Here is a 24,507-nt window from a genome sequence, read left to right on the forward strand (position 1 = left end):
CTTTTATTCTGGACTCTTGGCCTATGGGCCTACAGGCGTTGACCGAATCCTATCCGTGTGCGGATCAGCATGTCAAAAAATCGTGAAATTGCCTTGATGATTACGTTGAATCACAGCCATTCAGCGCACTTGAAATAATTTGAAATATAAAATCACAAGAGCAAATGAGAAACGATTACCGCAAGTAAATGGCAAGCATTACCATCCGCGCAAAATTTCCATCCCCCCGTTCTCTAGTACTCAACCCCCTTCGGATGTTCTTGATGCCTGCCCCTTGCCGCCTGTCACCCTTGACCCTGGGTGTCTCCCTGTTTCTCAGCTCCGGATTGGCGCTGGCCGCCACCACCACCCTGCCGGAAGTCTCGGTAACCGCTGAAAGCGATCGTGACCGTGATGATCCCCGGGTCAAGGAAGTCAGTACCGCTACCCGTACTTCCACGCCGGCCCGCTACGTTCCCCAGGCTATCGACTCGGTGAAAACCAGTAACGTCCTGGACTACGGCACCAGCGATCTGGGCAAGGCGTTGAGCGGCATCCCCAACGTCAGCAACGGTGCCGACACCCGTTTCGACAGCGTGCGCATCCGCGGCTTCGATGCCAGCAACGACTTCTATCTGGACGGTATCCGCGACGATAGCCAGTACGTGCGCGACCTGCATAACATCGAGCGCGTCGAAGTGCTCAAGGGCCCGGCTGCGGTGCTGTACGGACGCGGCAGCCAAGGCGGGATCGTCAACCGCGTGAGCAAAATGCCGGAAGCCGGCCGGCGCTCGACCATTGAAGCCCAGGGCGGCAGCGAAGACCTGCGCAGCCTGTACGCCGACCTCAGTGCCGATCCGTCGGACAACATCAGCCTGCGCCTGAACATGGGCAACCAGGACAACAACAGTTTCCGCGACGGCATCGACGGCAGCCGCCAGCTGTTCGCCCCGTCCATGAGCTGGCAGCTGACCCCGGATCTCAACTGGCTGGTGCAGTACGAGTACAGCCGCTACAACCGTACCCCTGATCGCGGCATCCCCAGCGTCAATGGCCGCCCGGCCGATGTCAGCCGCGACACCACCTACGGCGACACCCAGCGCGATTTCATCGACGACAAGGCGCAATCGCTGCGCTCGCGTCTGAACTACCAGCTCAATGAAAACTGGCAGGTACGCCACACCCTGGGCCTGTTCAAGCTCAACAGCGACTTCGACAACACCTACCAGACCGGCTACAACGCCAAGACCAACCAGGTCATCCGTCAACGCTGGCAGCAAGACCTCAACACCCGCAACCTGTTCAACAACCTCGAGCTGGAAGGCAACTTCGACACCTTCGGCATGCAGCACACGCTGCTGACCGGCCTGGAGTTCGGCAATCAGCGTCGTGACCCGCTGCTGTACAAAGCCGCCGCTGCGGTGCCGAGCGTAGACCTGGACAACCCCGACCGTAACGCGCAGTACAACGGCCTGATGGTGCCTTCGAGCAACAACCACACCGTGGTCGATAGCCGAGGCCTGTACATCCAGGACCAACTGCGCCTGAACGATCAATGGCAGATTCTGGCCGGTGTGCGCTTTGACCAGTTCGAGGTAGAGACCACCAACAAGCTCAAAGACATTACCGAGAAACAGGACAGCAACAGCACCAGCCCTCGCTTGGGTGTTGTCTACTCACCGTGGCAAGAGCACTCCTTCTACGCCTCCTGGAGCAAGACCTTCTCGCCAGTGGGCGGCGGTCTGATCGGTATCACCCCGGGTGCTGCTGGCAACACCAATGAAACCAGCCCCGAAGAGACCCGCCAGAAAGAAATCGGGGTCAAGAGCGACTGGCTCGACGAGCGTCTGAGCACCACCCTGGCCATCTATGAGCTAGAGCTCTACAACCGCCGCACGAGCGACCCGAACGATCCGAGCGTCACCCTGATGACCGGCCTGCAGCGCTCGCGCGGCGTGGAGCTGACGGCTACCGGCAACATCGTTGGCAATTGGTATGTACGGGGCGGTGTCGGTTTTCAGGATGCAATCATTGTCGAGGACAACAACGGTCAGGAAGGCAATCGGGTCAATGACGTCGCCAAACGCAACGGCAGCCTGTTCGTCACCTGGAAACCGGAAATGGGCTGGTACGGCGAGACCGGTCTGACTCTGGTCGGCGAACGTTACGCCGACAACCAGAACACTGCCGTGCTGCCAGGCTACGGCCGCTGGGACGCCCTGGCCGGCTTCCGTACCAAGGACTGGGACCTGCGTGCGGCGTTGAACAACATTGCCGACAAGACCTATTACAGCTCGGCAACCAGCGCCGCGCAGATCCAGTTTGGTGACCCGCGCAGCCTGGTAGTTACCGGTACTTACAGCTTCTAATGCCCCTACCCATCAGCTACCGAGCAGGGCTTCAAGCTCTGCCTCGGTGATCAAGCCTGCTGGATAACGTGCAAGCAATGCACGCCGTGGATCGGACTTCCTGCCCCTGATGGCTCCATGGTGCTTCAACCATCGCGCCACTCGCTTGAGCGACTCGTGATTCACTGTTGATGAGGGCAAAGCCGGCTCACTTGCTGCATTCATTTCGACACGTACTCCCAGGGCCGTGAGCGGCAAACTACTCAAACTTTGTGACAGAAAAACGCTGCCCTATCCGTTTGAAATACAATGCAAAACAAATACAAGAGGTGTGCCAAAACCACGCACCGATTATCGTCAGCCCATAAAAAAACCCGTCCGAAGACGGGTTTTTTTATGGCCGCAAACTTAGCCCTTGAACGGTGCCGGCTGCTGCTGGGTCAGGCAGTGAATGTTGCCGCCCCCCAAAAGCATCTCACGCCCCGGGATCATCACCACTTCGTGCTCCGGGAAGACGCGAGCCAGAATCGCTCTAGCCTCGGCATCTGCCGGGTCGTCGAAGCTCGGCGCAATGATGCCGCCGTTGACGATCAGGAAGTTGACGTAAGATCCGGCCAGGCGAACCGACGGGTTACGCTCCTGGCTACCGGCCACCGGATCGACGCCCGCGCACTCTTCTTCAGTGGCGAACAGCGGTCCCGGGATAGGCATTTTGTGTACGGTAATCGCACGCCCTTTGGCATCACGGCTGTTTTGCAGCACTTCCAGTGCCGCATGGCAACGCGCGTAGTTGGAGTCTTGCGGATCATCTGTCCAGGCCAGTAACACTTCACCTGGGCGCACGTAACAACAGAAGTTGTCGACGTGGCCATCGGTTTCGTCGTTGTACAGGCCATCGGGCAGCCAGATGATGGTGTCCACCGCCAGGTGATCACGCAGTACCGCTTCGATCTGCTCACGATTGAGGTGCGGGTTGCGGTTGTGGTTGAGCAGGCATTCTTCGGTGGTGATCAGGGTGCCTTCACCATCGACGTGAATCGAACCGCCCTCGAGCACGAAGCCTTCGGTGTGGTAACGCGGGCAGCGTTCCATCTCGAGGACTTTGCTGGCCACTTGCTCGTCACGGTTCCACGGCGCGTACAGCCCGCCCTCGAAGCCGCCCCAGGCATTGAAGCCCCAGTCGACGCCGCGTACTTCGCCGCTGTTGTTGATGACGAAGGTCGGCCCGGTGTCACGTACCCAGGCGTCGTCGTTGCTGATTTCCACCACACGGATGTTCGGCGCGTCCAGACGGGCACGGGCGTTGTCGTACTGGGCGGCAGAAACGGCCACGGTCACCGGCTGGAAACGGGCGATGGCCTGGGCCAGCGTCACGTGTGCGGCCTGTACCGGTTTGCCGCCCAGGCGCCAGTTGTCCGGACGCTCGGGCCAGACCATCCATACCTGGGTTTGCGGCGCCCATTCGGCTGGCATGTAGAAGCCGTCGGCGCGTGGGGTGCTGGTCAGGGTCTTCATGAGTAAACCTTTGCAGTGTCCGGCGCAGGCATCGAGGCCTGCGTCGAGTTCATTGAACGATCAGGATTCCAGCGCGCCATCGAGGGTCTTGACCGGGCCGTACAGGTTCGGACGGCGGTCACGGAACGTGCCCCAGGCGCTGCGGATGTGCTCCAGTTTGTCGAGGTCGAAAGTATGCACCAGCACACCCTCTTCGGTCTCGTTGAGCTCCTGGACTTTCTCACCGAACTGGTTGGCGATGAACGAGGAGCCGTAGAAGGTGATGTCGTAGCCGTCCTGTTCTTCGGTGCCGATACGGTTGCTGGCGATCAGCGGCATCAGGTTGGCACCGGCATGGCCCTGCTGCACACGCTGCCAGTGGTCACGCGAGGAGATGGTCTTGTCATGCGGCTCGCTGCCGATGGCGGTCGGGTAGAACAGTACTTCGGCGCCGAGCAGCGCCATGCTGCGGGCGCACTCCGGGAACCACTGGTCCCAGCAGATGCCGACGCCGATCTTGGCGTAACGGGTCTGCCAGACCTTGAAACCGGTGTCGCCCGGGTTGAAGTAATACTTTTCGTGGTAGCCAGGGCCGTCCGGGATGTGGGTCTTGCGGTACACCCCAAGGTTGCTGCCGTCGGCATCGATGATCGCAATGCTGTTGAAACGCGCGCGTCCGGCCAGTTCGAAGAAGCTGACCGGCAGCACTACCTGCAGCTCTTTGGCCAGTGCCTGGAAATGCTCGATCGCGGCATTGGTTTCAACCGGAGTAGCCAACTGCAGATAGTCCGGGTTCGGCTTCTGGCAGAAGTACGGGGTTTCGAACAGTTCCTGGATCAGGATGATCTGCGCGCCCTTGGCCGCGGCTTCGCGGACCAGCTTTTCGGCGGTGGCCAGGTTGTCCTGGCGATCCCAGGAACACGCCATCTGGGTGGCGGCGACGGTAACGGTGCGGCTCATGAAAACCTCTTCGAAGGATGGCTGGGCCGGCTGACGGTGCAGACGACCAAAGACAGATTGCTGGGTGATGGCCGACTTTATATCCGATAAATATCGACTTTAAAAGCCAGCAATCAAAATATTCAGGCACAAAAAAGCCGCTTAAACCGATAAGAATCGGCTTAAGCGGCTGTCAGCCCACGCGCTAGAGCTCTTCTGTCAGCACCCTGTCGATGCTGTCGACGAAGAAGTCCACGCTTTCACGGGTCGTGCACATCGGCGGTTTGATCTTGAGGATGTTCAGGTAGTCGCCAGTGGGCTGCATGAAAATCCCAAGGTCACGCAGGCGGTTGCACAGGGTGGTGGTTTCTGCGCTGGCCGGCTCCAGGGTGTTGCGGTCGCGGACCAGCTCAAGCCCCAGGTAGAAGCCCGAACCATGCACGGCACCGGCAAGCGGATGTTTATCGACCAAGGCCTGCAGACGCGCCTTGAAATACCGGCCGACGTCACGGGCGTTGTCCCACAAGCCCTCTTCCTTCATGACATCGAGCACGGCAATGCCGATCCGGCAACTGACCGGACTGCCGCCGGCCGAGGAGAAGAAATAACCCTCGGCCTCCAGCGCTTCGGCAATCTCCCGACGGGTGATCACCACCCCCAAGGGCTGGCCGTTGCCCATGCCTTTGGCCATGGTGATGATGTCCGGCACCACGCCCTGCTGCTCGAAGCCCCAGAAATACTCGCCAAGACGGCCGTAGCCGACCTGTACCTCATCGGCGATGCATACACCGCCAGCGGCCCGGACTTTGGCATACGCCTGCTGCAGATAACCCGTTGGCAGGGAGATGCCGCCGGCATTGCCATACACCGGCTCACAGATGAAGCCGGCCAGCTGGCGCTGTTCGCCAGCCAGCGCCTCAAGCTTGGCCTCCACATCGCGCAGGTAGTCAGCGCTACTGTCTTCGCCGCGATAGGCACCACGGTAAGTGTTCGGCGCAATCACCGGGTGTACCCAGTCAGGCCGGGTGCTCAGGGCCTGGGGGTTGTCGGCAATCGAGGTGGAAATCGCGTCGGTGGCCACCGACCAGCCGTGATAGGCCTCCAGCACGCTGAGCATGTCGCGGCCACCGCTGTAGGCCCAGGCCAGGCGAATCGCCAGGTCGTTGGCTTCGGTGCCGCTGTTGACCAGGAACACCCGGTCCATGGAATCAGGCGCCAGCTCCAGCAAACGCTCGGAGAACTCGGCGATGGCTGCGTAATGGAAGCGTGAGTTGGTGTTGACCAGCGACCATTGCCGCGCCGCTTCGCTGGCCATGCGTGGATGACCGTGGCCGAGTACCGCGACATTGTTGAGCATGTCCAGGTACGAGCGCCCCTGCATGTCGATCAGGTAATTGCGCCAGCCGCGTTCGATATGCGGCGGCTGCTCGTAATAGTGCTTCTGCGAGCGGGCAAAGCTGGCGTCGCGGCGTTCCAGCAATTGCTGCGCATCGACCAGCGGCTCGGCCTCACAGGCGAACCCCAGCACTGCTTGCGGCGACGGACACAGCGCCTGCCACGCAGCAGCCCGCGAAGGCACAACGAAAGACGGCGGATACAGATCCGCGACACGGCACAGCTGGATCCGCAAGACGCCGTCAGTCTGTCCCAGACGTTGCCCCTGGTTAAGGTGCGTGCCCGAGTCAGGCGCATCCTTCAGCCCGCGCAACCACAGGCTGCACTGCTCGCCCTTGAGGCAGCCCTGGCCCTCTGCCGTTTGCACCCAGACCCCGGCCCAAGGCGCTTGCACCTCGGTAGTCGCCGCCACTTGCAGCTCGACGTGCAAAGCAAAGGTGCGCGGTTCTTGCGGGTTGTCGATATGGGTTTGCGACAGACGATACTGACCGTACAGCGAACAGGCGGCACCGTGTGCACCGGCCTGCGCGCGCAACAGCTGCTGGTCGATTCCGGGTTGCTCCCAGTTGCCCGCCTGGAAGTGACTGCTCAATACCCCCAGGTCCACGGCGCTGACGCTGCTGGCTGGCAAGCCAGGCAGCAGCTGGCTGGCTTGCAGCGCCAAGGCCGGCAGATCGAAACCGGCGACCTGCACAATCGCCGCTTCCATCAGTTCGAACGGTACGCTGGTCGCGACATCGAAAATTTCCCATTCGTGACTCAGGTTGTCACGTATGTAGCCGTTGCCCGGATCGACGCTCAATTGCTGCTCACTGCTGAGCACCAGCACTGCCGCGCGGGCAACGATCAGCGGCCAGAGGGCCTTGAGCTCGGCCTCAGTCAGTGGGTTGAGTGCATGGTAGGCCTGGACGGCAGGCAGGATGCGCAGCGGATCGCCCTCGGCATGATGAAGCAAGGCCGCGCAGGTTACCGACAGGTCGGCAATTCGCCAGGTGTGCAGCAGATCACCGAAATCGATGACCCCCTGCAACTGCCATTGCCGCTGCTCGTCCCGTTGCCAGACGGCGTTGTCATCGGTGATGTCCAGATGCACAGCCTGCATCGGCAACTGCTCAACCAAGGGTTGCAAGCGTTGCTCGGCCTTGGCTGTGGCCGCTAGCAGCTGCGCCTTGCGCGGCCCGTCGCTGAGTACCGGCGACAGATGGGCGATCAGCGCCGGGGCATGCCGAGGGTCCCATTGCAGCGTGCGCTCAAGTCCTGGGTGAGTGAAGCCGGCCAGCGCCAGGTCGATCCGTGCGCAGAGCCTGCCCAGCTCAGCGATCAGCTGCGGGGCCATGTACTTCAGGCGGGTCAGCGACTCCCCTTCGATGTAGTCGAGCAGGCGTACACGCAGGGGCTGGCCGTCCAGATCCAGCGCCAGCAGTTGCTCACTGGACCCTGCCGCGATCACGGCGGGCACCGGCAAACCACGGTCGAGCAAGTAGCTCAGCGCTGCGTGCTGGGCTTCCAGTTCGGCAACGGTATAATCGCCGTGGCAGATTTTCAGCACATAGCGCCCCTGGGCGCTATCGACACGAAAGTTCAGGTCTTGCTGACTACCCAAAGGTTGCAATGAGCCACTGAGCCCATAGTGCTCCTGCAACACCCGCAGTGCTTGCTGCTCGCTGACGTCGGGACAAGGCTGGCTGGAGCGGTGGAGCAAGGTGCTGAGCGGCATGGTAAGACCTCATTTTTTTGCTGCTTATATCGCCACCGCTTTTGCCGATAAGCAAGTACGGCGAGGAAAAAGCGATGAACAACGAGGTGTACCGCAGTACCCTGCCGTAGCGGCGTAACTGCCTTGCACCGGTTTGCCCGCAAGCTAGGCTTGAGCAGATCATCATAGGATTCTTCAAAGGTCACTGGATATGCGCATACTCATAACCGGCGGTGCCGGTTTTATTGGCTCAGCCCTGATTCGCCACCTGATCAGCGCCACTGAGCACGAGGTCCTCAACCTCGACAAACTGACCTATGCCGGCAATCTGGAATCGCTCACCAGCATCGCGACCAATACCCGCTATGAATTCGTCCAGGCCGATATTGCCGACCAGGCAACCGTCAGCGCGCTACTTGAGCGTTTCAAGCCCCATGCGATCATGCATCTGGCGGCAGAGTCGCACGTCGACCGCTCGATCGATGGACCGTCGGACTTCATTCAGACCAACATCGTCGGTACCTACAGCCTGCTGGAAGCGACGCGCGCCTACTGGCTGACACTGCCAGCGCAGGAGCGTGCAGCGTTGCGCTTCCATCACATTTCCACCGATGAAGTGTATGGCGACCTGCATGGCGTCGATGACCTGTTCACCGAAACCACACCTTATGCGCCAAGCTCGCCCTACTCCGCGAGCAAGGCGGCATCCGACCATCTGGTCCGCGCCTGGCACCGTACCTATGGCCTGCCGGTACTGATCACCAACTGTTCGAACAATTACGGACCGTTCCATTTCCCGGAAAAACTGATTCCGCTGGTGATTCTCAATGCGTTGGCCGGCAAGCCGTTGCCTGTTTATGGCAATGGCCTGCAGGTACGTGACTGGCTGTTCGTCGAGGACCATGCCCGCGCCCTGTTCAAGGTGGTCACTGAAGGCGAAGTCGGTGAGACCTACAACATCGGTGGCCACAACGAGCAGAAGAACATCGATGTGGTCCGCGGCATCTGCGCCTTGCTCGAAGAGCTCGCACCACAGCGTCCTGCAGGCGTTACCAACTATGCCGACCTGATTACTTACGTTCAGGATCGCCCCGGCCACGACCAGCGTTACGCCATCGACGCCAGCAAGATCGAACGTGAACTGGGTTGGGTCCCCAAAGAGACATTCGAGACCGGCCTGCGCAAGACTGTGCAGTGGTACCTGGACAACCTGGAATGGTGCCAGCGGGTTCAAGACGGTAGTTATCAAGGCCAACGCCTGGGCGCCAGCAACTTCAAGGATCTTATTGCATGACCAAAGGTATCGTTCTGGCCGGAGGCTCCGGCACCCGCCTGCACCCCATCACCCTGGGGGTTTCCAAACAACTGCTGCCGATCTATGACAAGCCGATGATCTACTACCCGATCTCGGTGCTGATGCTGGCCGGCATCCGCGAAATCCTGCTGATTTCCACCCCCTATGACTTGCCCCAATACAAACAGCTGCTGGGCGACGGCAGCCAGTTCGGTATCAAGCTGAGCTACGCCGAACAGCCTTCTCCCGACGGCCTGGCCCAGGCGTTCCTGATCGGCGAGGAGTTCATTGGCGACGATTCGGTCTGCCTGATCCTGGGTGACAACATCTTCCACGGCCAGGGCTTCAGCGAACAGCTGTTGCGCGCCATCAAGCAGCCGTCTGGTGCCACGGTGTTCGGCTATCTGGTCAAGGATCCGGAGCGCTTCGGTGTGGTCGACTTCGACCAACACGGCCGCGCGCTGTCGATCGAAGAGAAACCCGCCAAACCCAAGTCCCCCTATGCGGTGACCGGTCTGTACTTCTATGACAACGATGTGGTGAAGATCGCCAAGCAGGTCAAACCGTCGCCACGCGGCGAGCTGGAAATCACCGACGTCAACAACGCCTACCTGCAACGCGGCGATCTGCGTGTGGAGCGTTTCGGTCGCGGCTTTGCCTGGCTCGATACCGGTACCCACGACAGCCTGCTGGAAGCCTCGCAGTACGTGCAGACCATCGAACATCGCCAAGGCTTGAAGGTTGCCTGCCTTGAAGAGATCGCGTTCCAGCAAGGCTGGATCGATCGCCCACACTTGCTGGAACGTGCCAAGGCATTCGGCAAGACCGGCTATGGACAATACCTCTACGCCTTGGCTGAAGAAGATTAATGAACGTAATTACTACTGATCTGCCGGGTGTACTGATCATCGAGCCGAAGGTATTCGGTGATAGCCGCGGCTTTTTCTACGAGAGTTTCAACGCCAAGGTGTTCGAAGCGCAAACCGGCGTCAGCACCACCTTTGTCCAGGACAACCACTCCAGGTCGCAGAAAGGCGTACTGCGTGGCTTGCACTATCAAGTGGAAAATACCCAAGGCAAGCTGGTTCGCGTGATCCACGGTGAAGTGCTGGATGTCGCTGTCGATGTCCGCCGCAGTTCCCCACACTTCGGGCAGTGGGTCGGGGTAAGGCTGTCTGGCGACAATCACCGCCAGCTTTGGGTACCAGAAGGTTTTGCTCACGGATTCGTGGTGTTGAGCGACAGCGCCGAGTTTCTCTACAAAACCACCGACTACTACAACCCGGCAGCTGAACGCTGCATTCGTTGGGATGATCCAGACCTGGCCATCGACTGGCAGCTGACTGAAGCACCGCAGTTGTCCGTCAAGGACCAAGCCGGAAAATCGCTGAAAGAGCTGGACCTGCTGCCATGACCGCACGCCGACTGAATATCCTCATCAGCGGCCAGCACGGCCAGGTATCCCGGGAGCTGCAACAGCACCTGGGCGGTCTTGGCCAGTTGCACGTCCTGGGTCGTGATCAGCTCGACCTGGCTCACCCCGAAGGCATCCGCGCGCGGGTGCAGACGCTCAAGCCCGACCTGATCATCAACGCCGCCGCTCACACTGCGGTGGATCAGGCCGAAAGCGAACCGGAACTGGCGTTTGCGATCAATGCCCAGGCGCCAGGCATCTTCGCCGAGGAAGCCCGGAAACTGGGCATCCCGTTGATCCACTACTCCACCGACTACGTGTTCGATGGCAGCAAGGACAGCCCTTACACCGAAGACGATGCGCCCAATCCACTGGGGGTCTACGGGCGCAGCAAGCTGGCCGGCGAACAGGCCATTGGCGCTGTTGGCGGTGAACACCTGATCCTGCGCACCAGTTGGGTGTATTCACGCCACGGGAGTAATTTCCTGCTGACCATGCAGCGCCTGCTGCAGGAAAAGCCGGAACTGCGCATCGTCGCCGATCAGATCGGCGCGCCGACCTGGGCGGGTACCATTGCCCAGAGCACCCGGGCCTTGATCGAACGCTGGCTGGCCGGCCAGGCCGGTGCCTGGGGCACCTATCACCTGACTGCGCAGGGTGAAACTTCCTGGTTCGGTTTTGCCCAGGCCATCGGCGAGCAACTCAAGGCCCAGGGACTACCCTGCGCCGAGCTGCTACCGATTCCTTCAAGCGAGTACCCGACCCCGGCCCGTCGTCCGCTCAACTCGCGCCTCGATTGCAGCCGCCTGCAACGCGAGTGGCAGGTCAGCCAGCCACACTGGCAGCAAGCGCTGATCGACTGCCTGAAGTAGCGCATAATGCGCCAGATCATTCTGGCGCAGTTACCATGACCAAGATTCCACCACTTCCCCGCCGCCCTCGATGGCGTAGCCTGGCATTGCTGGCGGTGTGCCTGGCGCCCTTGCTCTGGCCCTTGCAGCACCTGGCCAAACACTATTACCAAGGCGAACTGGCCGGACAAAACCGCCAGACCCTGGACCTGTATGTCGCCAACCTGCTGGGCACCCTGCACCGCTATGAAACGCTGCCGCAGATCCTTGGCGACCTGCCGGCCCTGCGTGCGGTGCTGGCCGATCCCCTGCGCCTGGAAACCCTGACCAACGCCAACCGTCTGCTCAAGGACATCGCCACTCAGACCGGTGCCGAAGTCATGTACCTGATGGACGCCCGGGGCAATACCCTGGCGGCCTCCAACTGGGACAAGCACGACAGCTTCATCGGCCGCAATTTCGCCTTCCGCCCTTATTACACCGATGCTGTCGCAGGACGCCTGGGGCGCTTCTTTGGCCAGGGCACGACCTCGGCCAAACGCGGTTACTTCTTCGCCGCTGCGGTGCGCGACGGCAAGCAGATCATCGGCGTATTGGTGGTCAAGGTCGATCTGGACCACACCGAAACCCTGTGGGGCAAAACCCCCGAGCAGTTGCTGCTGACCGACCATAACGGCGTGGTGATCCTCACTTCACGTCCAGACTGGCGCTTTCGTGCCACCCGGCCGCTGAGCGCTGCCGAAGGCGAGGCGATTGCCGCCATCCAGCCCTACCCGACCCAGGCCCCGCAGCCACTGAACCTCAATCAAGAGGCCTGGTTGATCCAGACCCAGGCCATTGAGGAAACCGGCTGGCAGGTCAGTATCCTCGCCCCGCGAACCCTGATCGACCGTTCGGTGAACACCGTGGTCGCCATCGGCACCGCCGCCCTGCTGGTACTGATGCTGTTGCTGGGCCTGATGATGCAACGCCGACGTCATTACATGGACCGCATCGACTTCGAGGCCCATGCACGCCAGGAACTGGAGAAGCGCGTGATTGAACGCACCGCCGATCTGGAAGGGCTCAACAGCCGCCTGAAAGACGAGGTACTGGAACGCGAGCAGGCCCAGCAGGAACTGGTGCGCGCCCAGGACGAACTGGTCCAGGCCGGCAAGCTGTCGGTGCTGGGGACCATGTCGGCGAGTATCAGCCACGAGCTCAACCAGCCCTTGGCGGCGATCCGCAGCTATGCCGAAAATGCCGAGATCCTGCTCGATCACCAGCGCACCGACGATGCCCGCAGCAACCTCAAGCTGATCAGTGAACTGACCGGACGCATGGCCTCGATCATTGCCCACCTGCGCGCCTTCGCCCGCCGCGACCGGCATGCGCCGGAAAGCGTGGCCCTGCAACCGGCGCTGGACGACGCCCTGGCCCTGCTGGCCAAGCGTCGGCGTGCCATGGCGGTGGAGCTGGTGCGCGACCTGCCGGACGCGACGCTGTGGGTCCAGGCCGGAGAAACCCGCCTGCGCCAGGTGCTGGGCAACCTGCTGGCCAACGCCCTCGACGCCCTGACCGAAAAAGCCAACCCGCGCAGACTCATGCTCAGTGCCGAACAGCGCGACGGCAACGTCTACCTGTACATTCGCGACAACGGCCCGGGTTTTACCAGCGAAGCGCTGGCCCGTGCGCGCGAGCCGTTTTTCACCACCAAGACACGTACCCAGGGGCTTGGCCTGGGCCTGGCGATCTGCGATACCTTGATGCGTGCGCTGGGCGGCGAATTAGTGCTCGGCAACCACCCGGAAGGGGGTGCCCTGCTTACCCTGCAACTGCGCGTGGCCAAGCCCGGCGCCAACCTGCAAACTTCGGAGGACCCATCGGCATGACGACCGAGCCGCGCATCGACAGCCGCGTACAGGTAATTCTGGTCGACGACGACCCGCACCTGCGCCAAGCCCTGAGCCAGACCCTGGATCTTGCCGGCCTCAACGTCCTGTCGCTGAGCGATGCCCAGAACCTGGCCGGACGCATCGAACAGGACTGGCCCGGCGTGCTGGTCAGCGATATCCGCATGCCCGGCATTGATGGTCTGCAGCTGTTGCAACAGGTGCGCGCCCAGGACCCGGAGCTGCCGGTGTTGCTGATCACCGGCCATGGCGATGTGCCGCTGGCGGTACAGGCCATGCGTGCCGGGGCCTATGATTTTCTCGAAAAGCCGTTCGCCAGTGACGCCCTGCTCGACAGCGTGCGCCGCGCCCTGGCCCTGCGCCGCCTGGTGCTGGACAACCGCAGCCTGCGCCTGGCCCTGAGTGACCGCCAGCAACTGAGTACCCGCCTGGTTGGCCATTCGGCGCCGATGCTGCGCCTGCGTGAGCAGATTGGCGCCCTGGCCGGAACCCGCGCCGACGTGCTGATCCTTGGCGAGACTGGTGCCGGTAAAGAAGTGGTCGCCCGTGCCCTGCATGACCTGTCGAGCCGTCGCGACGGCCCGTTCGTGGCGATCAATGCCGGGGCCCTGGCCGAGTCGGTGGTCGAAAGCGAACTGTTCGGCCACGAGCCGGGGGCGTTCACCGGGGCGCAGAAACGCCGGATCGGCAAGTTCGAGTTTGCCAATGGCGGAACGCTGTTCCTCGACGAGATCGAGAGCATGAGCCTGGACGTGCAGGTCAAGCTGCTGCGTCTGCTGCAGGAACGCGTGGTCGAGCGCCTGGGCGGTAACCAGCAGATCCCGCTGGACATCCGCATCATCGCCGCCACCAAGGAAGACCTGCGCCAGGCCGCCGATCAGGGCCGCTTCCGCGCCGACCTGTACTACCGCCTGAACGTCGCGCCGCTGCGCATTCCGCCGCTGCGTGAACGTGGCGACGACATTCTGGTGTTGTTCCAGCATTTCGCCGATGCCGCGAGCGAGCGCCACGGTCTGCCAGCGCACAGCTTGCAGCCGGCACAGCGCGCGCTGTTGTTGCGTCACAACTGGCCAGGCAACGTACGTGAACTGCAAAATGCCGCCGAACGCTTCGCCCTCGGGCTGGAACTGGCGCTCGACGGCGAAGCCCCGGTGCCGGCCCACGCCCAACCGCTCACGGCAACCAGCGGCAACCTCAGCGACCAGGTCGAGCAGTTCGAACGCTCGCTGATCGCCGCCGAACTGGCCCAGCCGCACAGTTCCATGCGCAGCCTGGCCGAAGCGCTCGGCATCCCACGCAAGACCTTGCACGACAAACTGCGCAAGCATGGCCTGAGCTTCGCCGACAGCAACAGCAGCCCTGACGAGATGGAGGACAACCGCTGATGGCCACAGACAGCCACTACCTGGAATCGGTGCTGCACGGCGACATTCCGCTGACCCGCGAAATGGGCTTGCAGGTGCTCGACTGGCAGCACCAGCAACTGCGCCTGCAGTTGCCACTGGCCGCCAACGTCAACCACAAGAGCACCATGTTCGGCGGCAGCCTGTACTGCGCGGCGGTGCTGGTCGGCTGGGGCTGGTTGCACCTGCGTCTGCGCGAGGTGGGCATCGACGATGGCCATATCGTCATTCAGGAAGGACAGATCAGCTATCCGCTGCCGGTGACGGGGGCGGCTATCGCTGTCTGCGCAGCGCCGGAGGAGAAAGTCTGGGAGCGCTTCATCGCCACCTACCAGCGTCGCGGCCGGGCGCGCCTGAACCTGCACACCCGGGTCAGCAATGCCGGCAGCGATGAGGCCGCCGTGCTGTTCAGCGGCCAGTACGTGCTACATCGTTGAAGCCAGTTGCAGCAGCTTGCCGCGCCACGGCGCGGCGGCTGGCAAGGCGAGGAAGAAAGGATTGAGCAACGACTCGCGCGGCGGGTAGGCAAAGGCCTGGCCATCGAGGTCGAGCACTTCGCCGCCAGCCCCCTCCAGTACGCCCTGGGCCGCCGCAGTATCCCACTGGGACGTCGGCGCCAGACGCGGATAGCAGTCGGCCGCCCCTTCGGCCAACAGGCAGAACTTCAGCGAGCTGCCGATATTGGCAAGCTCAAGCTCACCGACCGCTGTACTTAGACCGGCCAGCAGGGCTTCTTGCGTAGGGCTGGTGTGTCGACGGCTGGCAACCACGGTAAAGCGTTCACCCGCAGGCGGAGCGGTGCGCACCTGGATGGTTTCAGCCGCGCCCTGTACTTTTTCAAGCCAGGCCCCCATGCCCTGGCCGCCGTAGTAGCAGCGACCATTAGTAGGAATCGCCACCACGCCAAACACCACGCGCCCCTGCTCGATCAGGGCGATATTGACGGTGAACTCTTCAGTCCCGGCGATGAACTCCTTGGTGCCGTCGAGCGGATCCACCAGCCACCAGCGCTGCCACTGCTGACGCTCACCCAAGGGAATATTGCAGTCTTCTTCAGACAGCACCGGAATCTCCGGGGCCAAGGCGTGCAGGCCCTTGGCAATGACTTCATGGGCCGCCATGTCAGCAGCGGTCACCGGTGAATCATCGGCCTTCGCCGTTACCGCGACATCGGCACGCCAGAACGGCAGGATGGCCTTGCCCGCCTCGCGTGCCAAGCCGACCACTTGTTGCATCAGTTGCTGGTCATTCATGCGCTGAACACCCCACGCTGCGTCAGCAGGTCACGCACCAGGTACAGCGCCGCCAGCGCACGGCCTTCGGAAAACTGCGGATGCTGGGCCAGCGCTGAAAGCTCGCGCAGGTTGATCTTGTCGACGCGCATCGGCTCAGGCTCATCGCCTTCCAGGCGCTCTTCGTAAAGATCAGTGGCCAATACCACCTGGATCTTCTGGCTCATGTAGCCCGGCGACAGCGACAGCTCGGTCAGGTGCTCGAGCTGACGTGCACCAAAGCCCGCTTCCTCCTTGAGCTCGCGGTCCGCCGCCGCCAGCACATCTTCGCCGGGCTCGATCAAGCCCTTGGGCAAAGACAGCTCGTACTCGTCGGTACCGCCGCAATACTCTTCCACCAGCACCGCGTGCTCGGCATCGAGCATCGCCACGACCATCACCGCACCATAACCGTTACCGCGCCCCACCAGACGCTCATAGGTGCGCTCGTTACCATTGGCAAAACGCAATTGCACAGCTTCGACCCGAAACAGACGGCTGCTGGCGACAATTTCGCGGGAAAGGACGGTGGGTTTCTGGCGCATGGGGCGGCTCCTGGGCGTGAACGGGTTACTATACCGTGGCTTGCCCGGCCACCGCTGCCCTGACTGTCCGAGAATTTCATATGCCCGTTTTAGCCTGGTCCACCATCGACACCGTACTCCTGGATATGGACGGTACCCTGCTGGACCTGCACTACGACAACCATTTCTGGCTCGAACACCTGCCCCAGCGCTATGCCGAGCTGCACGGTATCAGCCGGACGATGGCCGAACTGGAAATGCAGCCCTTGTTCGAACAGCACGCCGGCTCGCTGAACTGGTACTGCCTGGATTTCTGGAGCCGCGAGCTGAATCTGCCGGTGCGCGAACTGAAGCTGGAAACCGCTCATTTGATCGCCTTGCGCCCGGACGCGGACACCTTCCTCCAGGCCATCAAGCAGGCCGGCAAGCGGGTGATCCTGATCACCAACGCCCACCGCGACTCGCTGTCAACGAAACTGGAGCGGGTGGAACTTGCGCCCTACTTCGAACGCCTGATCAGCTCGCATGACTACGGTTATCCCAAGGAAAACCCGCAGTTCTGGGAGGCTTTGCAGGCCGATATCAACTTCATGCCTGAACGCAGCCTGTTTATCGATGACACCTTGCCGATCCTGCGCAGCGCCCGTGATTTCGGCGTGGCGCACCTGCTTGCGGTGCGCCAGCCGGATAGCCGCAAAGGGCCACGGGATACCGAGGAGTTCGCGGCGGTCGAAGACTACCGGGCGTTACTCGAAGGCTTGTGATTACTCGGGAATGCGCAGCGACTGGCCCGGATAGATCTTGTCCGGGTGTTTGAGCATCGGCTTGTTGGCTTCAAAGATCTTGTTGTACAGATTGGCGTTGCCATACACCGCCAGCGAAATCGCGCTGAGGGTATCGCCCTTCTTCACGACCACAAAACGCGCAGCGGCGACGACCGGCCCGGTCACCGTGATCTGATCATCCACGGTCGCCACGCCGGCAATGTTGCCCAGCGCCAGCAGGATCTTCTCCTTTTCTTCCTGGCTGGCCACTTCTCCGGTGACGGTCACCTTGTCGCCATCGACCGTGGCCTTGATGTTCGGGTTGCCGAGGCCAACCGCTTCCACGTGCTTCTGCAACTGCTCGCTGGCATTGGCATTACCTGGGGTCAGCAGGTCGATGATTTTCTCACCGGCTTCTTTGATGAAACTGAAAATGCTCATACCGCTCTCCTTGGTGATGAATCTCGGAGCCTGGAGTCTAGGACAGGTTAGAATGCTTCGCCTGCTTTGCGCCACGGAGCGACGATGGACATCAAACAACTCAAATTCCTCATCGCCCTGGATGAAACCCGCCACTTCGGCCAAGCCGCCGCCCGCTGCCATGTAACCCAACCGACCCTGTCCATGCGCCTGCGCAATCTGGAGCAGGAGCTGGACCTGGCCCTGGTCAACCGTGGCCAGCGCTTCGAAGGCTTCACTGCCCAGGGCGAGCGGGTACTGGCCTGGGCGCGTACGGTGATTGCTGCTTACGATGGCCTGCACGCCGAAGCCGCTGCCTGCCGTGGCCATCTGGTCGGTAACCTGCGCCTGGGCGTGGTGCCGCTGTCGAGTTTCGATCCGTTGCCCTTGCTGCAACGCCTGCACCAGCACCACCCGGACCTGAACTTCGAACTCAGCGCGCTGAGCTCCGAACAGATCCTTGAACAGCTGACCAGCAATCGTCTGGACCTGGGCGTGTCCTACCTCGAACGCCTGGACCACGAGCGCTTTCTGTCCCTGCCTCTGGGCGAAACCCGCATGGGCTTGTTGTATGACCCAGATCATTTTCGCTTCGACGAACAGCCCTTAAGCTGGCAGGCATTGACCGAACTGCCGCTGGGCCTGCTGACCGCCGGCATGCACTTTCGCCAGTCGATCGATCACAACTTTCACAGCCGGGGGCTGGAGCCGCGCTTGCTGCTGCAGACCGATGCCGTCCATCAGCTGGTGCAGGCGGTCGGCGGTGGTTTGTGTTGCGCGATCATGCCGCTGGCGGCAGGCCTTGAAGTCCTCACCGAACGGCTGCGCCTGCAACCGATCGAGCAGGCCAGTACCCTCGCGCCACTGGGCCTGATCATGCGGCGTACGGCGCCACGCTCGGCCCTGGCCGAAGCCTGCCTGGCTGAATTTCAAGCCTTGCAAAGCGGTGCCTGATCGACGCCGTCTATCAAGGCATCAGCATTAGCGATTAGACGATACCCGAGCGCAAGCCTAGGCTTAAACCAGACCAGCCGCCGGTATCTCTAATGAGCACAACACCTCCGGCCTGCGCGGCGTCCGCCCCCCTGACTGCGCCCGCGGCCAGCAACCGCTATGACTACAGCCACCTGACCGATGCCAGCCAGGCCAGCACACCACTGGCCGAAGAAGTCGCCCTGGGCATTGCCTACAACGGCATCAACCAGGCGGTCATGCTGGTGAGCCCGACCGACCTTGAAGACTTTATCGTCGGTTTCAGCCTCGGCAGCGGCATCATCACTTCGCCCGACGACATCTATGACCTCAAGCTCACCGGCCGGGGGTCGGCGATCAGCGCGGAAGTGGAAATCGCCAGCCGCGCCTTCTGGAACCTGAAAGACCAGCGCCGCCAGTTGGCCGGCACCAGTGGCTGCGGTCTGTGCGGGGTCGAAGCCCTGGAACAGGCCCTACCGGAACTCAAGGTGTTGCCTGGCGCCCCGCTGCCGCCTGCGCACTGGCTCGATGGTCTGCGCCAGCGCATCGATGCTTTCCAGCCGCTCGGCCAGCACTGCGGTGCGGTGCACGCGGCACTGTTCATGAACAATCAGGGTGAACTGCTGCTGGGCCGCGAAGACATTGGCCGCCACAACGCTCTGGACAAGCTGATCGGCGCCTTGCTGCGCCAGCACATCAGCCTCGACGGCGGACTGGCGATTGTCACCAGCCGCTGCAGCCTGGAACTGATCCAGAAAGTCCTGCGCGCCGGCATCCAGACCCTGGTCAGCCTGTCGTCGCCCACCGGCCTGGCCCTGCAATGGGCGCGCCGCCACAACCTCAACCTGATCCATCTGCCCAAACACAGTGCGCCACGGGTGTTCAGCCCCGTGCTGGAGAATTGACCGTGAGTCTGCATCACCAAGCCGATCAGAAGCCCGTCCCGCGTTACAAGCCCTACCTCGGCGCTGCTGGCGGTTGGGGCGCGCTGCGCAGTGTGGCCCAGGCCTGGATCGGCAGCGACAATGCGCTGAAGAATATCCGCGCCCTGCTCAAGACCAACCAGAATGGCGGCTTCGACTGCCCCGGCTGCGCCTGGGGCGATTCGCCGGAAAGCGGCATGGTCAAGTTCTGCGAGAACGGCGCCAAAGCGGTGAACTGGGAAGCGACCAAGCGCCGCGTCGATGCGGCGTTTTTTGCCCGTCACAGCGTCACCTCGCTACTGGCCCAGAGTGATTACTGGCTCGAATACCAGGGGCGGCTGACCGAACCGATGGTCTACGAGCCAAGCACCGACCGCTACCGCCCGATCGACTGGGACGCGGCTTTCGCCCTGATCGCCAGCCACCTGCAAAACCTTGCCAGCCCCGACCAGGCCGAGTTCTACACCTCGGGCCGGGCCAGTAACGAGGCGGCGTATCTGTACCAGCTGTTCGTGCGCGCCTACGGCACCAACAACTTTCCGGACTGCTCGAACATGTGCCACGAAGCCAGTGGCGTGGCCCTGGGCCAGAGTGTCGGGGTCGGCAAAGGCACGGTGACGTTTGACGATTTCGAGCACGCCGATGCGATTTTCGTCTGGGGCCAGAACCCCGGCACCAATCACCCGCGCATGCTTGAACCGCTGCGTGAGGCAGTCAAACGCGGCGCCCAGGTGGTGTGTATCAACCCCCTCAAGGAACGCGGCCTGGAGCGTTTCCAGCACCCACAACATCCACTGGAAATGCTCACCAACGGCGATCGTCCAACCAACACCGCGTACTTCCGCCCGGCACTGGGCGGCGACATGGCGCTGTTGCGCGGCATGGCCAAGTTCCTCTTGCAGTGGGAGCGCGAAGCCCTGGCCAGCAACGCCCCGGCGATCTTCGATCATGACTTCCTCAATCAGCACACCCAAGGCGTGCACGAGTATCTGCAGGCGGTGGATAACACCTCCTGGGCCCAGATCGAGACCCAGTCCGGGCTGAGCCTGGCCGATATCGAACAGGCCGCGCGGATGTACTGCAAAGCCGGCAAAGTCATCATGTGCTGGGCCATGGGCATCACCCAGCACCGCCACTCGGTGGCGACCATCCAGGAAATCGCCAACCTGATGCTGCTGCGTGGCAACCTCGGCGTTCCCGGTGCCGGCCTGTGCCCGGTGCGCGGCCACAGCAACGTCCAGGGCGACCGGACCATGGGCATCAACGAACGCCCGCCAGTGGCCCTGCTCGATGCCCTGGAGCGTCGCTTCAGCTTCAAGGTGCCACGCCACAACGGCCACAACACCGTGGAAGCGATTGGCGCCATGCTCACCGGTCAAGCCAAGGTGTTCATCGGCCTTGGCGGCAACTTTGCCCAGGCCACACCCGACACCGAACGCACCGCCCAGGCCCTGCGCAGCTGCGAGCTGACCGTGCAGATCAGCACCAAGCTCAACCGCAGCCACCTGGTTCACGGTAAGCAGGCACTGATCCTGCCGTGCCTGGGCCGCACCGACATCGACCTGCAAAGCACCGGTCCGCAGGCGGTCACGGTGGAGGACTCGTTCAGCATGGTGCATGCCTCCAACGGCCAGCTGCAGCCACTGTCACGGCAGATGCGCTCGGAGCCTGCGGTGGTTGCCGGGATTGCCGCTGCCACGCTCAGCGCCAAGCCGGTGGACTGGCACTGGCTGGTGGCCGACTACGGGCGTATTCGTGATTTGATCAGCGATACCATTCCCGGCTTCGACAACTTCAACCAGCGCCTGGAGCACCCTGGCGGGTTCTATCTGGGCAACAGCGCCGGGCAACGGCAATGGAAGACCGCCAGCGGCCGGGCCAACTTCAAAGCCAACGGACTGCCGGATGACCTGCTGCACGAGTGCGTGCGCGCGACCGGCCAAGTGCCGGACCTGATCATGCAGTCGATGCGCTCCCACGATCAGTACAACACCACCATCTATGGCCTCGACGACCGCTACCGGGGGGTCAAGGGTCAGCGCAACGTGCTGTTCGCCAACGAGGCCGACATCATCCGCCTGGGCTTTCATCCCGGGCAAAAGGCCGATATCGTTTCACTCTGGAGCGATGGCCGCGAACGTCGGGTCAAGGGCTTCACCCTGCTGGCTTTTGATATCCCGGCAGGTCAGGCGGCGGCCTACTACCCGGAAGTCAATCCGCTGGTACCGCTGGAAAGTGTCGGTGATGGCAGCCATACCCCGACCTCGAAGTTTGTCGCGATCAAACTGCACGCCGCCAGCGACAACGCCCGCATCCTCTGACCGCATTCTCTATTCGAGAATCAAAAAAAAGGCCCTGGCAGCGATGCCGGGGCCTTGTCTCAAGTAAGCTCAGACAGCGTAAAATCAAGAAAGTTTCACAGTGAAAACAGTAACTTAGCGAATTGTGTACAAGTCGTGTTACTCGTCGGATTTCCGTTGCCAGCCCCCTTCGCCAGCCTCAGGATCGCCTCGTCATCCCTATGAGGCTTTCTTGATGAAGTACTCCTCGATTCTGTTGTTGTCTCTCGGCCTGCTCAGTGGCGTTGCCTCAGCAGGTGGCACCACCGAAGCCGGTATCGGCGGCGCATTGGGTGGGGTACTGGGCTCAGTGGTCGGTAATTCCATCGGCGGCAGCACTGGCTCAACGATCGGCGCGGGCCTTGGCGGTGCGGCAGGCAGTGCGGTCGGTGCGAACAAGCACAGCCGTGGTGAAGCGGCCATCGGTGGCGCCTTGGGCGCAGCGGGCGGTAACGCAATCGGCCGCAGCGTGGGCGGCACTACGGGTGGCTACATGGGTGCCGCCGCAGGCGGTGGTGCCGGCGGTGCGCTGGGTAACTACATGGGCAAAGAAGCGGACGAGGAAGATTATCGCCATAGCCGACGTGGCTACGACGACCGTCGTTACTACCACGACCGTGGCCACCACTATGGTCATCGCAAGCACAAGAAGCACTGGCGCCACCGCTAAGCGTGCCTGGGCTTAAGCCAATCTCTTAGTCCCTGCCCTCACCGACAGGGACTTCGAGCGTTCCATCCGCGTTACCGCTCAAGCCGTTCAGGCAAATCTCCCGCTGACTCAGCAAAGCCCCACAGCGCCCTATTACCCCTACCCTGTCTATGGCCTTAGGGGACACCCCGATTCTGCCAGTAATAGCCAGTAGCTATCATCGATCATTCCCCAATCAGCCAATGGACGCAGGGAATGCGCATCGATTCTGCAACGCCGACCCGACGGCTCATTGCCCGCAGAGGCTGATATGCCGGCCGGCAAACGCTTACCCGCGCTCAACGAAATACAGTTCCTGGAGCTGCAATCACTGGTCGAACAGGCTTCGGGCGTGGTTCTGTCAGCGGACCGCCGCGTGGTCATTGCAGCCCGCCTGGCCCGGCGCCTGCGCCACTGTCAGTTGGCGACTTTCGCCGACTACCTGCACCTGCTCACGCTGCCGGAACAGCATGCCGAGCGCCAGCGTGTGGTCGAACTGCTGGTCGCCAAAGAGACCTATTTCTTCCGTGAGCACCGGCATTTCGAGTTCCTTGCCCACTGGCTTGCCGAGCACCCCGCTCCTGCGCGCCTGTGGAGCGCCGCCTGCGCGTCTGGCGAAGAGGCCTACAGCCTGGCCATGGTCGCCAGCGAGCACGCCGCCAACGACAACTGGCGCATCCTCGCCAGCGACATGAGCCCTGGCATGCTCGGACTTGCCCGCGAGGGCATCTACGACATCGCCCAGGCTCGTTACTTTCCACAGGGCTGGCTGCAGCGATACTGCCAGTGTGGCGTTGGCGAAATGGCCGGGCGCCTGCAAATACAGTCCGCCCTGCGTGAGCGTGTCAGCTTGCGGCAAATCAATCTGATCCAGGCATTGCCTGATGACCTTGGCGTGTTCGATGCGATATTGCTGCGTAATCTGCTGAGCTGTTTCAGTCAGGATGACAAGCAGCGGGTGGTCGAGCGCCTGCTGGCCCGACTGCGCCCGGGCGGGCTGCTGTTGATCGGCCACAGCGAAAGCATTCACGGGCTTGATCTGCCATTACGGCCGATACTGCCCTCGGTGTTCGAGCACCTATGTTGAGCTGCGCTGCCGACACCGGCGGCAGACCTTCGACACTGATCACGCGCCGTCGCGGCAGCGCTCATACGGACCGAGCACACCTGCCGCCTCCCAACACTTGCGAAACAGGCTCGAACCCATGCTTTGCCGAATCCTACTTGCCGACGACTCGCCGCTCTTTCGAGCCGGCCTGCGCGCGTTGCTCGAACAAAAAAAACAATACGCCGTAATCGGTGACGCAGGTGATGCCATGACCGCTGTCACCCTGGCGGAAAGGCTCAAGCCCGATGTCATCGTTCTCGCCATGACGGCCGACACCCTGGACAGTGAGCAGATTCTGCGCGAGTTGTATTTGCGCGCACCAACCTGCCACGTGCTGATGCTCTCGTCACGTTCGGAACTGGATTTCGTCATGCGTTGCCTGCAACTCGGCGCCCATGGCTTTCTGCTCAAAAGTGCTACCGTGCAAGAACTGGAGCAGGCGTTGCAGGCCTTGAAGAATGGTGGTCAGTACCTGTCTTCGGCGGTACTACCGATGGTCATCGGCCAGGCCGTCAAACACAGCCGCAAGCGCATGTCGGCAAACAACGCCATGCAGCTGACCACCCGTCAGCTGGAAATCCTGCGGCTCATCGCCCGTGGCGAAAGCACCCGCTCGATTGCCGACGGTCTGGGCCTGAGCGTGAAAACCATCGAGGCGCACCGCTCACAGATCATGCATCGCCTGCAGATTCATGATGTGCCGGGCCTGGTCCTGTTTGCGGTACGTGAAGGCATCATTTGCCTGAACGACTGA

22 protein-coding genes are annotated in these 24,507 nt (G+C 62.0%); 15 read left to right on the forward strand and 7 right to left on the reverse strand.

From position 1 onward, the window contains the following. Nucleotides 1-263: 263 nt before the first annotated feature. Nucleotides 264-2,348 carry a TonB-dependent receptor gene (locus NPS47_RS14995; protein ID WP_274295653.1) on the forward strand — a complete coding sequence of 695 codons (2,085 nt, stop codon included), beginning with the start codon at nt 264-266 and terminating at the stop codon, nt 2,346-2,348. A gap of 12 nt (nt 2,349-2,360) precedes the next feature. Here the strand turns inward: NPS47_RS14995 and NPS47_RS15000 are convergent, their stop codons facing one another. The 4 genes from NPS47_RS15000 to NPS47_RS15015 all read right to left on the reverse strand — a co-directional run bounded on the left by NPS47_RS15000 (nt 2,361) and on the right by NPS47_RS15015 (nt 7,872). Next, nucleotides 2,361-2,552, reverse strand: coding sequence for a hypothetical protein (locus NPS47_RS15000; RefSeq protein ID WP_274295654.1), 192 nt, complete (start codon nt 2,550-2,552; stop codon nt 2,361-2,363). A gap of 183 nt (nt 2,553-2,735) precedes the next feature. Beyond that, nucleotides 2,736-3,842, reverse strand: a complete 1,107-nt coding sequence (gene aguA / locus NPS47_RS15005; RefSeq protein WP_274295655.1) for an agmatine deiminase — start codon at nt 3,840-3,842, stop codon at nt 2,736-2,738. A gap of 60 nt (nt 3,843-3,902) precedes the next feature. Then, a complete protein-coding gene (aguB, locus tag NPS47_RS15010; RefSeq protein WP_274295656.1) occupies nt 3,903-4,781 on the reverse strand; it encodes an N-carbamoylputrescine amidase in 879 nt (292 codons plus the stop codon). 184 nt (nt 4,782-4,965) lie between these two features. Continuing rightward, nucleotides 4,966-7,872: an aminotransferase gene (locus tag NPS47_RS15015; protein WP_274295657.1), complete on the reverse strand. Its 2,907-nt coding sequence runs from the start codon at nt 7,870-7,872 to the stop codon at nt 4,966-4,968. 190 nt (nt 7,873-8,062) lie between these two features. On the opposite strand from NPS47_RS15015, the gene rfbB reads away from it, so the two are divergent. From rfbB to NPS47_RS15050, 7 genes are read left to right on the forward strand one after another with little or no spacing between them, the layout of a single operon-like run. After that, the gene (rfbB, locus tag NPS47_RS15020; protein ID WP_274295658.1) at nt 8,063-9,145 is read left to right on the forward strand and encodes a dTDP-glucose 4,6-dehydratase; all 1,083 of its coding nucleotides are present in this window, start codon (nt 8,063-8,065) and stop codon (nt 9,143-9,145) included. After that, nucleotides 9,142-10,014: a glucose-1-phosphate thymidylyltransferase RfbA gene (gene rfbA / locus NPS47_RS15025; protein WP_274295659.1), complete on the forward strand. Its 873-nt coding sequence runs from the start codon at nt 9,142-9,144 to the stop codon at nt 10,012-10,014. Before rfbB ends, rfbA begins: the two co-directional genes overlap by 4 nt. Then, complete coding sequence (rfbC, locus tag NPS47_RS15030; protein ID WP_274295660.1) at nt 10,014-10,559, forward strand: dTDP-4-dehydrorhamnose 3,5-epimerase; 546 nt, start codon at nt 10,014-10,016, stop codon at nt 10,557-10,559. The genes rfbA and rfbC overlap by 1 nt, the downstream gene beginning before the upstream one ends. An 11-nt stretch (nt 10,560-10,570) precedes the next feature. Further along, the gene (gene rfbD / locus NPS47_RS15035; protein WP_274295709.1) at nt 10,571-11,431 is read left to right on the forward strand and encodes a dTDP-4-dehydrorhamnose reductase; all 861 of its coding nucleotides are present in this window, start codon (nt 10,571-10,573) and stop codon (nt 11,429-11,431) included. A 35-nt stretch (nt 11,432-11,466) separates the two neighbouring features. Next, nucleotides 11,467-13,281 (forward strand): sensor histidine kinase, encoded by a 1,815-nt coding sequence (locus NPS47_RS15040; RefSeq protein WP_274295661.1) that lies wholly within the window; start codon nt 11,467-11,469, stop codon nt 13,279-13,281. After that, entirely contained in the window at nt 13,278-14,687 is a 1,410-nt protein-coding gene (locus NPS47_RS15045) for a sigma-54-dependent transcriptional regulator (RefSeq protein ID WP_274295662.1), read from the forward strand. Before NPS47_RS15040 ends, NPS47_RS15045 begins: the two co-directional genes overlap by 4 nt. Next, nucleotides 14,687-15,142, forward strand: a complete 456-nt coding sequence (locus NPS47_RS15050) for a YiiD C-terminal domain-containing protein (protein ID WP_274295663.1) — start codon at nt 14,687-14,689, stop codon at nt 15,140-15,142. Before NPS47_RS15045 ends, NPS47_RS15050 begins: the two co-directional genes overlap by 1 nt. Here NPS47_RS15050 and cysQ read toward each other — a convergent pair. Both cysQ and nudE read right to left on the reverse strand, forming a co-directional pair. Further along, entirely contained in the window at nt 15,131-15,958 is an 828-nt protein-coding gene (gene cysQ, locus NPS47_RS15055; RefSeq protein WP_274295664.1) for a 3'(2'),5'-bisphosphate nucleotidase CysQ, read from the reverse strand. The two genes, NPS47_RS15050 and cysQ, sit on opposite strands and share 12 nt — an antisense overlap. Continuing rightward, nucleotides 15,955-16,521 (reverse strand): ADP compounds hydrolase NudE, encoded by a 567-nt coding sequence (gene nudE / locus NPS47_RS15060; protein WP_157190814.1) that lies wholly within the window; start codon nt 16,519-16,521, stop codon nt 15,955-15,957. Before nudE ends, cysQ begins: the two co-directional genes overlap by 4 nt. 80 nt (nt 16,522-16,601) lie before the next feature. Between nudE and yrfG the strand changes: the two genes are divergently transcribed. Further along, the gene (yrfG, locus tag NPS47_RS15065) at nt 16,602-17,264 is read left to right on the forward strand and encodes a GMP/IMP nucleotidase (protein WP_274295665.1); all 663 of its coding nucleotides are present in this window, start codon (nt 16,602-16,604) and stop codon (nt 17,262-17,264) included. Here the strand turns inward: yrfG and lysM are convergent, their stop codons facing one another. Next, entirely contained in the window at nt 17,265-17,705 is a 441-nt protein-coding gene (lysM, locus tag NPS47_RS15070; RefSeq protein ID WP_274295666.1) for a peptidoglycan-binding protein LysM, read from the reverse strand. A gap of 84 nt (nt 17,706-17,789) precedes the next feature. Here lysM and NPS47_RS15075 point away from each other — a divergent pair, with 84 nt between their 5' ends. The 6 genes from NPS47_RS15075 to NPS47_RS15100 all read left to right on the forward strand — a co-directional run bounded on the left by NPS47_RS15075 (nt 17,790) and on the right by NPS47_RS15100 (nt 24,507). Further along, nucleotides 17,790-18,677, forward strand: coding sequence for a LysR family transcriptional regulator (locus NPS47_RS15075; RefSeq protein WP_038605654.1), 888 nt, complete (start codon nt 17,790-17,792; stop codon nt 18,675-18,677). Nucleotides 18,678-18,769: 92 nt separating this feature from the next. Beyond that, entirely contained in the window at nt 18,770-19,600 is an 831-nt protein-coding gene (gene fdhD, locus NPS47_RS15080; RefSeq protein ID WP_274295667.1) for a formate dehydrogenase accessory sulfurtransferase FdhD, read from the forward strand. A gap of 2 nt (nt 19,601-19,602) precedes the next feature. Beyond that, nucleotides 19,603-21,939, forward strand: coding sequence for an FdhF/YdeP family oxidoreductase (locus NPS47_RS15085; protein ID WP_274295668.1), 2,337 nt, complete (start codon nt 19,603-19,605; stop codon nt 21,937-21,939). Nucleotides 21,940-22,150: 211 nt separating this feature from the next. Continuing rightward, nucleotides 22,151-22,627 (forward strand): glycine zipper domain-containing protein, encoded by a 477-nt coding sequence (locus tag NPS47_RS15090; RefSeq protein WP_274295669.1) that lies wholly within the window; start codon nt 22,151-22,153, stop codon nt 22,625-22,627. 289 nt (nt 22,628-22,916) lie between these two features. Beyond that, nucleotides 22,917-23,732: a CheR family methyltransferase gene (locus NPS47_RS15095; RefSeq protein ID WP_274295670.1), complete on the forward strand. Its 816-nt coding sequence runs from the start codon at nt 22,917-22,919 to the stop codon at nt 23,730-23,732. 118 nt (nt 23,733-23,850) lie between these two features. After that, nucleotides 23,851-24,507, forward strand: coding sequence for a response regulator (locus tag NPS47_RS15100; protein WP_274295671.1), 657 nt, complete (start codon nt 23,851-23,853; stop codon nt 24,505-24,507).

It is taken from the genome of Pseudomonas putida, from assembly GCF_028682475.1.
Classification (GTDB): Bacteria; Pseudomonadota; Gammaproteobacteria; order Pseudomonadales; family Pseudomonadaceae; genus Aquipseudomonas; species Aquipseudomonas putida_AG.

What these genes read in the sequence shown, in the direction of transcription:
- NPS47_RS14995 (WP_274295653.1), top strand. Translation starts at nt 264, where the DNA reads ATGCCTGCCCCTTGCCGCCTGTCACCCTTGACCCTGGGTGTCTCCCTG.
- NPS47_RS15000 (WP_274295654.1), bottom strand. Translation starts at nt 2,552, where the DNA reads ATGAATGCAGCAAGTGAGCCGGCTTTGCCCTCATCAACAGTGAATCAC.
- aguA (WP_274295655.1), bottom strand. Translation starts at nt 3,842, where the DNA reads ATGAAGACCCTGACCAGCACCCCACGCGCCGACGGCTTCTACATGCCA.
- aguB (WP_274295656.1), bottom strand. Translation starts at nt 4,781, where the DNA reads ATGAGCCGCACCGTTACCGTCGCCGCCACCCAGATGGCGTGTTCCTGG.
- NPS47_RS15015 (WP_274295657.1), bottom strand. Translation starts at nt 7,872, where the DNA reads ATGCCGCTCAGCACCTTGCTCCACCGCTCCAGCCAGCCTTGTCCCGAC.
- rfbB (WP_274295658.1), top strand. Translation starts at nt 8,063, where the DNA reads ATGCGCATACTCATAACCGGCGGTGCCGGTTTTATTGGCTCAGCCCTG.
- rfbA (WP_274295659.1), top strand. Translation starts at nt 9,142, where the DNA reads ATGACCAAAGGTATCGTTCTGGCCGGAGGCTCCGGCACCCGCCTGCAC.
- rfbC (WP_274295660.1), top strand. Translation starts at nt 10,014, where the DNA reads ATGAACGTAATTACTACTGATCTGCCGGGTGTACTGATCATCGAGCCG.
- NPS47_RS15040 (WP_274295661.1), top strand. Translation starts at nt 11,467, where the DNA reads ATGACCAAGATTCCACCACTTCCCCGCCGCCCTCGATGGCGTAGCCTG.
- NPS47_RS15045 (WP_274295662.1), top strand. Translation starts at nt 13,278, where the DNA reads ATGACGACCGAGCCGCGCATCGACAGCCGCGTACAGGTAATTCTGGTC.
- NPS47_RS15050 (WP_274295663.1), top strand. Translation starts at nt 14,687, where the DNA reads ATGGCCACAGACAGCCACTACCTGGAATCGGTGCTGCACGGCGACATT.
- cysQ (WP_274295664.1), bottom strand. Translation starts at nt 15,958, where the DNA reads ATGAATGACCAGCAACTGATGCAACAAGTGGTCGGCTTGGCACGCGAG.
- nudE (WP_157190814.1), bottom strand. Translation starts at nt 16,521, where the DNA reads ATGCGCCAGAAACCCACCGTCCTTTCCCGCGAAATTGTCGCCAGCAGC.
- yrfG (WP_274295665.1), top strand. Translation starts at nt 16,602, where the DNA reads ATGCCCGTTTTAGCCTGGTCCACCATCGACACCGTACTCCTGGATATG.
- lysM (WP_274295666.1), bottom strand. Translation starts at nt 17,705, where the DNA reads ATGAGCATTTTCAGTTTCATCAAAGAAGCCGGTGAGAAAATCATCGAC.
- NPS47_RS15075 (WP_038605654.1), top strand. Translation starts at nt 17,790, where the DNA reads ATGGACATCAAACAACTCAAATTCCTCATCGCCCTGGATGAAACCCGC.
- fdhD (WP_274295667.1), top strand. Translation starts at nt 18,770, where the DNA reads ATGAGCACAACACCTCCGGCCTGCGCGGCGTCCGCCCCCCTGACTGCG.
- NPS47_RS15095 (WP_274295670.1), top strand. Translation starts at nt 22,917, where the DNA reads ATGCCGGCCGGCAAACGCTTACCCGCGCTCAACGAAATACAGTTCCTG.
- NPS47_RS15100 (WP_274295671.1), top strand. Translation starts at nt 23,851, where the DNA reads ATGCTTTGCCGAATCCTACTTGCCGACGACTCGCCGCTCTTTCGAGCC.